Here is an 8,460-nt window from a genome sequence, read left to right as displayed (position 1 = left end):
CCGGGCGCGACGGGTCATGCCGCGCGACGCACCGGCATCCCGGTCCGAGGCCGCGCAGCGCCCCGACTCCGGCCGGCTGCCGTGCCCGGCCGGGCGCCGGGGGCGGCGGGCGGCCGGAGCGCGACCGGTCATACCGCGTGACGCGCAGGCATCCCCGGTCCGAGGCCGCGCAGCGTCCCCGCTCCGGCCGGCCGCCGTACCGCGTCCGGATCCCTTGTGACGAGAGTGCTCAGGCCGCCGGGCTCAGCGCCGGCTTGCCCAGGGTGTCGTGGTCCTCCTTGCGGAGCACCACCGGCGCCGCGGCCCGGCGCCGGCGCAGCAGGGAGCCCGCCCCGATCGCTCCGGCGATGAGCAGTCCCCCGGTGACGAGGGCGCCGCGGGGTCCGGCAAGTTCCATGAGGAGGCCCAGTGCGGGCGGGCCGCCCAGGCCCCACACTGTGCTGATGCTGCCCCACACACCCAGAACCCGACCTCGCAGGTGGGCAGGGGGGTCAGTCTGGAGGACGGCCGTACCGGCGGTGTCGGACACGGACTCCACCACGGCCATGGGCAGGACCAGCACGATCAGCACCGCCAGCGACGGCGACAGCCCCGCCACCACCTGTAGCAGCGCCCCCGCGGCCGCCAGCGCCCCCACGAGCCGCACCGACGGCCGGCGCAGCCGGGCACCCAGCACCGCGCCGAGGATGCCACCGGCGGCGAGCACGGTCGACACCGTGCCGAACGAACCGGCGCCTCCCGCGAGCGGCCCGGTGACCAGCACCGCGAGGGTGAGCCCGTAGTTGCGGCCGAACACCGCGCTGATCCCGCTCACCCCCGCCAGCGCGACCAGGCGCGGCCGCCGCACGAAGTAGGCCAGCCCCTCGCGCACGGTCAGGTCCGGGCCGGTGCCCTCGTGCTTCTGGCCGGTCAGCCGCACCGCTCCGGCGGCGGGGCGCAGGAACGGGATGACCGAGGCCACGAAGAGAAACGACAGACCGTTCGCGAAGTACGCGGCGGACGTGCCGAGGAACCCGACCGCCACACCCGCCAGGGCTGCTCCCACCAGGCGGCCCGCCTGGTGCACCAGCGCCCCGACGCCGATGGCCGAGGGCACGTCCTGCGCGGGCACGAGGTCGTTGCCCAGCAACGCGCACGCCGGGTTGTCGACGGTCGCGACGACACCCGTCACGGCGGCCAGCACCATCAGCGAGGTCATGTCGATCCGGTCCAGCGCCACGAGGACGGCCGTGGTGAACGCGATCGCGCCGAGCAGCGCCTGGCTCACGGCCGCCGTCAGCTTGCGGGGCCACCGGTCGACGGCGGCCCCGCCCAGCACGCTGATCAGCAACGCCGGCGCGGCCTGCACGGACATGGACAGACCCGTCGCGGCGGCCGACCCGGTGATCTGCAGGACCAGCAGGTTCTGCACGGTGAGCTGCATCCACGTACCGGCGTTCGACACGAAGTTCGCGACGGACCACCAGCGCATGCTGCGGTACCGCAGCGACCGCCAGGGCGAGCGGGAGGCGGGCAGGGCAGGGGAGGGGGAGGAAGACACAGTGCGGTACTCGGAGACGAGTCGGAGGACTCAGGAGAAGGGGACGAGGGGGCGAGGCACACCGGCCGCGCTGCGCGGTGGCCCCCCTCGACGGGTACGGCGCCGCCCATCGTGGCAGAGGGGGCCCGAGAAGCGGTTCCACCGCACCTTGATCCGCCGTCCCGGGCCTCCCAAACCCCGTGCCGCGCCCGGGCCTTGAGGCCACAGTGTGGTTACTCACACACATGGAAGCGGGGCCCGTCGCCCTGGCGCCGGACCCCGCACGGACGGTGACTGCCTACTCGAACTTGCCGCGGCCGCTCAGCGCGTCCCGCAACCGGTCCACCATGCCGGTGCCCGGGGCCAGGAGCTTGTTCGCCGGGGGCTTGTCGGGGGCCGCCGGGTGGGGCCGGGTCGGAGCGGTCTTCTTCGCCTTGCGCACCTTGTCGCCCAGCTCGTTGAGCGTGTCCATCGGGCAGGCCTGCCGCAGCCGGGGGAAGAGGTTGCCCTCCTCGTCGGCGATGTGCGAGCGGATCTCGCTCATGAGCATGCCCATCAGCCGGTCGAAGTCGGCGTCGCCCGCGTCGCAGCCCTCCAGGTCCTTCATGATCTGCTCGGCCGTGGCGTGGTCCTGGAGCTCCTGGTCGGCGATGGCGTCGCCACCGGCCACGTGCTCGCGGACGGCCGGGTAGAGGTAGGCCTCCTCGGCCACCGAGTGCCGTACGAGCTCCATCGTGACCTGGTCGGCGTACACCTTGCGGTCCTGGTGGCCGGACGGCAGGGCCTCGATCCTGCCGAACATCTCCTCGACCTCGCGGTGATCGGTCACCAGCTCGTCGATGACGTTTCCTCCGTGTCCCATGTCCTTCACCTCCAGCGCTCGGGTCCCCCCGGCCCCATCGGGTTAACGTCCGGTCCCGCCGGTGCCGCACCGGCGGATCAGACGGGGAGCTTGGCCCGGACACGTCCGGCTGCGGTGGCCGGCCGGGCGGTGGCGCGCACGGAGCGGCGCACCAGACCCGCGTCGCGCCGCAGGCCACGGGCGGCGTGCGTGCCGCGCCACACCACCGAGGGGCGGGCGCCGGTGTCGTCGGCGGCGATCAGCAGCCCGCCGAGCATGGACAGGTTCTTGAAGAAGTGGATGCGCTGCTGCGCCCGCTCCTCGGGATCCTCCGCCTCCCAGAAGCGGTGCCCGGCCAGCGTGGTCGGCACCAGGGTGGCCGCGATGGCCAGCGCGGCCGGACGCGGCATGCGCCCCGTGGCCAGCATCAGCCCCGCGGCGATCTGCACGGCGCCGCTGAGGCGTACGACCTGCTCGGTGCGGTCCGGCAGGGCCGGGACGCGCTCGGTGACCGGTTGGACGACGGGCTCGGCGGCGTCGGCGACCTGCTCCGGGTCGCGGACGGAACTCAAGCCGCCCGTGAGGAACATCGAGGCCAGCATGGGGCGGCCGAGCACTCGCAACAGACTCATGGCCCTCTCCAGAAAGTCGGTGGGTACGGCGTTCGCCGGGTTCCCCAGCCGGAGCCGAACCACTCACACCGCCCGGTGCCGCGCCCACGCCTCCTCGCGCAGTTCCCCGGACACCAGGACGTCGGCCGCGGTGCAGGCCAGCGCCTCGGTCGCGGCGAGCAGCACCACGCGGGCCCGGGGCGAGGCGGCCGCCTCGGCGAACTCCGGGGTGTGGTCGGAGCCGTCCTCGTCCATGATCGAGACGAACGGGTGGATGGCGGGTACCCGCGTGCTGACGTTGCCGATGTCGGACGAGCCCAGGTACACGCCGGGCTCCGGCGGCGACAGCGCGATCCTGGCGCGGGCCAGATGCGCGGCGAACCGCTCGGACAGCACCCGGCTGTCCCGGAAGTGCTCGTAGCGCACGGTGGCCCGCTCCACCTCGGCGGTGGTGCCGGTGGCCCGGGCCACCCCGTCGGCGCACACCCGCAGCCGCTGTGTCAGGTCCTCCAGCGCCGCGGTCGTGGCCGCCCGCAGCCCGAACAGGCCCTCGGCGTATTCCGGGACGATGTTCGTGGCCGTGCCGCCGTGCGTGACGATGCCCTGCACGTGCGAGCCCTCCGGCAGTCTCCGCCCCAGCACGGCCAGCACGTTGAACAGCTCCACGAGCGCCGCCAGCGCGTCGACGCCCTCGGTCGGGTTGCCCGTGGGGTGGGACGCCCGGCCGTGGAAGGCCACCCGGTACTGCACCTGCGCGGTCAGGGGCGCCCGCGCCCAGTCGTGCACGCCCGGGTGGAACATGAGTGCCGCGTCGACCTCGTCGAACACCCCGGCCTCCACCTCGACCGCCTTGCCGCCACCGCCTTCCTCGGCGGGCGTGCCCACCGCCAGCACCGTCCCGGCGGATGTCTCGGGCAGGGCGGCTGCCACGGCCTGCGCGGCACCCAGTCCGGCCGCCGCGATGAGGTTGTGGCCGCACGCGTGGCCGAGACCGGGCAGGGCGTCGTACTCCATCAGCAGCGCCACGGCGGGCCTGCCCCGGCCCCGGCGCGCGGTGAAGGCCGTGGGCATCCCCGCCACGCCGCGCTCCACGGTGAACCCGGCGCGTTCCAGCTCACCCGACAGCAGGGCAGCGGCCCGGTGCTCGGCGAAGGCGTGCTCGGGGTCGGCGTGCAGGCGCAGCGCCACGTCCCACAGAACGTCGGCGCGGGCCGACACCTGTGCGCGGACGGCTCGGTGCAGGGCGTCGGGCGTACGGGGCACGGTACGGGTCACGGGGGTCTCCTCGGTGCCGGTGCGTGCCCGCCGGGTTTCACTCCCCGCCGCCGTGACACCCCGCGCTCCCCGCCGCTGCGGCTCCTCGTCACCGCGCGGCTTCCTGGCCCCGGTTGGCGGCAGTCCCTCATGGCCGAGATGTTGAAGATGTTATTTAAGTGAATTCTGAGAAAGTTGGCATGCTTTGTCCGATTCCGGAGATCCGGAAGGTGAAGGTACTCGCTTCAGCTCAGGGAGATGGTGCTATGCCTTCCAAGGAAAAGGTCATCGAGGAACTGACCGGCGTCCCGAGTGTCGACATCGAGGCGGCACTCGACCCGACCGAACTCGACGGCGTCTACCGCGACAGCCGTGAGTGCGCAGCACTGGCTCTGTCCTCCGGGGCGACCAAGCTGCTGCTGTCGCCGCCGACCCCGCGCCCGAAGAAGGGCTAGTGATCGACGGGAGTAGTCAATGGAGCAGTCTGGCACTTCGACCCTCTTGCAGGGCGCGGTGCAGGAACTCGCCTCCAGTGTGGTCTCCGCCCGCCGGGGCGGAGACCACGCGCGAGCGGCCGCCCCCGGGCCGGTCGACGTGGAGGAGGGAGGCCTCGCACTCGCTGCCGTCCGCGTGCTGGGAGCCGACGCGCTGCTGCCGGCCGTCCTGCTCGGCACCCCGCCCGACCCGGACGAACTCGCCGTGTTCCGCAAGTCCGCGGAGTCCTTCCCGCCCCGCCCCGACGCGGCACCCACCGTGCTGTGGAGCCACTGGGCCATGGGGCGCACCCTGCGCCGGCTCGACCCGCCGTCCGCCGCCGCCCACGCCGACGGCCCGGAACCCGGCGCCGAGTGGCTCGACGGCGCGAGCTGGCAGGTCCTGACCCATCAACTGGCCGTGCTGGCCCCCCTCGCGCTGCCCGGCGAGGACTGCGCCGTGTCCCGCGTGGCGCAGGGCCGCCCGGTGGACATCGCCCGCGGCTTCGTCCGCGCGGTGCGCCGCAGGGACTGGCGGCAGGCCGCCGGTGCCGGCCGCTGGCTCACCCTGCTGCACGGCGTCCCCGGGACTCTCGGCCTTGAACCGGGCCTGGACTTCGTGGAACTGATGGGCGGCCACGACCCGCTCGTCGCACTCCAGGTGACGGCGGCCCGCCGCCTGCGCACCGGAGCGCCGGTGTGACGACGGCACAGGCCCCACAGATCCGGCAGGTGGCGCGGGCCGCGCTGGCCTGGGCGTCCGCGCACCGGGCTGACTTCGCCCTCGGCGAGGACGCGCTGGCCGCCGACGGACAGGTCAACAGCAGCTGGAAGCCGCTCGGCGAACTGGCCCAGGTCTGCGCGAGCGTCACCCGCCGCACGCCCGAAACCGACCCCCTGCACACCGCTGCGGCCGACCTGCTGGCCTTCGCCTGGCGGCAGACCCGCGACGGTGAGCTGTTCCTTCTGCTGCAACGGCTGGAACCCTTCGCCACCTACCCGCTGGAGGTCTACGCCGCCCTGGCCGCGGCCGGATACCGGCACCCCGCCTACGAAGCCGCCGCCGCCACCGTGGCCCGCACCCGCGGCTGGCGGCTCACCGAGCAGGAACCGACCCGCCGCCTGGGCGTCCTCAAGGCCGAGGAACGGGGCGGTACGCACCGGGACGAGCCCGCGGAGCGGGTGCTGCGCCGCACCTGGCTGGGCGGCCTCCCGGAACCCTGGACCTTCGAACGGTCCGCCGGATACGCGCTCACCCACGTCGTCTTCCACCTCACCGACTGGGGACGCGCCACCGGGGGAGTGCCGTCCGACGTCACCGCCTACCTCGCCGACTGGCTGCCGCCCTGGCTCGACACCTGCCTGGACGCGCGGATGTGGGACCTGAGCTGCGAACTGCTCGCCGTGGCCGCGAGCGTGCCCGGCCTGCCCGGCGACGCCGTACCGGACGACGCCTGGGAGCGGATCGCCGCCGCACAGGACGCGTCCGGCGCACTCCCCGAGGAGGGGGACGCGGGCGAGGCGGGCCGGTACTTCGCGCACCACTACCACTCCACCCTCATGGCGGCCTTCGCCGCGGCTCTCAGCGCCGGACAAGGAGCACCGGTATGACCGACACCCGCCTGATCCACACCGTCGGAGTGGGCGCCATCGAATGGCTGTGGGCCCACCGGGACGGATTCCGCCTGGAGCCCGACGTGGACCCCGAAGTCGGCTTCCTGGAGCGCTTCAAGCCCGTCGGTGAACTGGCACTGATCTGCAAGGTGCTGTTCCGCGAGGGAGTGGCCGGCTCCCGCCAGGCCCAGCTCGCCCGCCAACTGCTCGACCACGCCTGGCGCGAGACCCTCGACGGCGGCACGATGCTGGTCCGCGGACAGCGGACCGAGCCGATCTCCCCCATCCCGTTCGAGGTGTACCTCCCCTTCAGAGAACTCGGCTACAGCCAGCCCGACGTCGAGCGGGCCGCCGTACTGAACCACCGGCTCGACAGCTGGGTCGCGTTCGAGACGACCCCCACCCGACGGCTCGGCCTCTCCGCGTTCCAGCGCCGCTACGGCCTCACGCCCCGCCCGCCCGAGGCCGACCTCGTGGGCACGACCTGGCTGGCCCGCACCCCGGAACCCTGGACGGTCGAGGGCCACATCGCCTACGACGTCACCCACACCGTCTTCCACCTCACCGACTGGGGTGAGGACCCGGACGGCCTGCCGCCCGGCATCGCCGACTACCTCGCCACCTGGCTGCCGGTGTGGATCGACGACTGGCTCGACCTGGAGCGCTGGGACCTGCTCGGCGAACTCCTCGTGGTCGACGCCTGCCTGCCCCGCCCCACCCTGGACGAACGCGCCTGGCAGGCCTTCGCCGCAGCGCAGCAGCCCGACGGAGCGATGCCCGCGATCCGCACGATGCCCGAGGGCACACCCGACGAGGTCTTCGACATCGTCTACCACCCCACCCTGGTCGCCGCCTTCGCCTCGGTCCTGGCCACGTCCCGGGCCCTGTCCGGTCTGGCGCACGCGTCATGACGACCCGTTCGCTGCCGCCGTGGCCGGGCGAACACGGACTGCTCGACGCCGAGGACCCGAACCGGGCCCCGGTCGCCCCCCGGGCCGACATCCCCCCGGACGACCGGCTGCTCGCGGACGCCGTCACCGCGTCCGACGCCCCCGACGTCGTCTTCGCCCTCTCGCGCGCCGGCCACCGCACCGTCCTGAGCGGCGGCACCGCCCCGCCCCCGCCGCTGCCCCGCGAGAACCTGCGCTACGAGATCGGTTCCGCCGGCAAGACGTTCACCGGCCTGCTCATGGCCCGGCTCACCCACGCCGGCGTGCTGACCGGAGGCGAACCGGCCACCGCCCTCCTGGACGGCGGGCGGCCGGTCGGCGCGACCCCGGTGACGCTCGCCCACCTGATCACCCACACCTCCGGACTGCCCGCCCTCCCGGCCGGCTTCATCCGCCAGGGCCTGCCCGCCTGGCACACCAACCCCTACGCCCGCTTCCCGGCCGCCCGGGTCGTCGACGCCTACCTGCGCCACCGGCAACGGCACCGCCCGGGCACCCGCTGGCGCTACTCCAACTTCGGCGTCGCCGTCCTCGGGCACGCCCTGGCCGCCGCGACCGGCACACCGTGGGAGGACCTCCTCACCGGCCAGGTGCTGCGCCCGCTCGGCCTCGACGGCACGACCCTGCGCGCGGACGGCTCCGGGCTCGACGCCGTCGGGCACGGCAGGGACGGCGAGTCACCCGTGCCGCCCTTCGACGCCGGCGGCTTCCAGGCGGCCGGCGCCGTGCGGGCCACGCCGTACGACCTGCTCGCCTTCCTGGAGGCCCAGCTGCGTCCGGGCGATGCGCCATCGGAGCTGGCACCCGCCCTGCGCGCGGTACGCCTTCCCGTGCTGCGCCGGGGCCTGACGCACCGCCACGTGCACACCATCGCCTGGTTCCGTCACCCCACCGACGGCGGGCCGATGTTCTTCCACAGCGGTGCCACCCTCGGCCAGCAGGCGTTCCTGGGCTTCCGCCCCGACACCGGCACGGCACTGGCGGCCGTCTGCACCCGTCGCTTCCGCGCCCGGGACCCGTTCGTCGCCACCGCGTACGCGCTGCTCGCGGAGGGCCGGCCGGACCCGCCCGGCGCCGACGGCACGTTCCGTGCCGGCGCCGGGCAGCCCTGACCCCTCGTCACACGCGCTGCCACAGGGCAGGGGTGTGGGCGGGGATCCACGGGCCCTGCGCCTGGTGCGTCTGGAGGCACTGGTAG

9 protein-coding genes are annotated in these 8,460 nt (G+C 74.2%); 5 read left to right on the top strand and 4 right to left on the bottom strand.

Going from position 1 to position 8,460, the window contains the following annotated elements:
* Window positions 1-229: 229 nt before the first annotated feature.
* The 4 genes from AB0E85_RS39310 to AB0E85_RS39295 form a co-directional block, all read right to left on the bottom strand.
* On the bottom strand, window positions 230-1,516 hold the full coding sequence (locus AB0E85_RS39310) for an MFS transporter (protein ID WP_361937566.1): 1,287 nt from the start codon (window positions 1,514-1,516) through the stop codon (window positions 230-232).
* A gap of 301 nt (window positions 1,517-1,817) precedes the next feature.
* Window positions 1,818-2,381 (bottom strand): hemerythrin domain-containing protein, encoded by a 564-nt coding sequence (locus tag AB0E85_RS39305; protein WP_361937565.1) that lies wholly within the window; start codon window positions 2,379-2,381, stop codon window positions 1,818-1,820.
* Window positions 2,382-2,458: 77 nt separating this feature from the next.
* A complete protein-coding gene (locus tag AB0E85_RS39300; RefSeq protein ID WP_361937564.1) occupies window positions 2,459-2,992 on the bottom strand; it encodes a DoxX family protein in 534 nt (177 codons plus the stop codon).
* A gap of 63 nt (window positions 2,993-3,055) precedes the next feature.
* Window positions 3,056-4,246, bottom strand: a complete 1,191-nt coding sequence (locus AB0E85_RS39295; protein ID WP_361937563.1) for an amidohydrolase — start codon at window positions 4,244-4,246, stop codon at window positions 3,056-3,058.
* 245 nt (window positions 4,247-4,491) lie between these two features.
* Between AB0E85_RS39295 and AB0E85_RS39290 the strand changes: the two genes are divergently transcribed.
* Genes AB0E85_RS39290 through AB0E85_RS39270 form a run of 5 tightly spaced genes read left to right on the top strand, consistent with a single transcriptional unit; the run spans window position 4,492 to window position 8,374 of the window.
* On the top strand, window positions 4,492-4,680 hold the full coding sequence (locus tag AB0E85_RS39290; RefSeq protein WP_030853640.1) for a hypothetical protein: 189 nt from the start codon (window positions 4,492-4,494) through the stop codon (window positions 4,678-4,680).
* Window positions 4,681-4,699: 19 nt separating this feature from the next.
* Window positions 4,700-5,401 (top strand): hypothetical protein, encoded by a 702-nt coding sequence (locus AB0E85_RS39285; protein ID WP_361937562.1) that lies wholly within the window; start codon window positions 4,700-4,702, stop codon window positions 5,399-5,401.
* Window positions 5,398-6,309 (top strand): hypothetical protein, encoded by a 912-nt coding sequence (locus AB0E85_RS39280; protein WP_361937561.1) that lies wholly within the window; start codon window positions 5,398-5,400, stop codon window positions 6,307-6,309. Before AB0E85_RS39285 ends, AB0E85_RS39280 begins: the two co-directional genes overlap by 4 nt.
* Window positions 6,306-7,223: a hypothetical protein gene (locus AB0E85_RS39275; RefSeq protein ID WP_361937560.1), complete on the top strand. Its 918-nt coding sequence runs from the start codon at window positions 6,306-6,308 to the stop codon at window positions 7,221-7,223. Before AB0E85_RS39280 ends, AB0E85_RS39275 begins: the two co-directional genes overlap by 4 nt.
* Window positions 7,220-8,374, top strand: a complete 1,155-nt coding sequence (locus tag AB0E85_RS39270) for a serine hydrolase domain-containing protein (RefSeq protein ID WP_361937559.1) — start codon at window positions 7,220-7,222, stop codon at window positions 8,372-8,374. Before AB0E85_RS39275 ends, AB0E85_RS39270 begins: the two co-directional genes overlap by 4 nt.
* Window positions 8,375-8,460: the final 86 nt, after the last annotated feature.

Source organism: Streptomyces sp. NPDC029044, assembly GCF_040637495.1.
Classification (GTDB): domain Bacteria; phylum Actinomycetota; class Actinomycetes; order Streptomycetales; family Streptomycetaceae; genus Streptomyces.
Note: the sequence above shows the minus strand (reverse complement) of the source record. Positions and strands in the feature narration are given on the sequence as shown.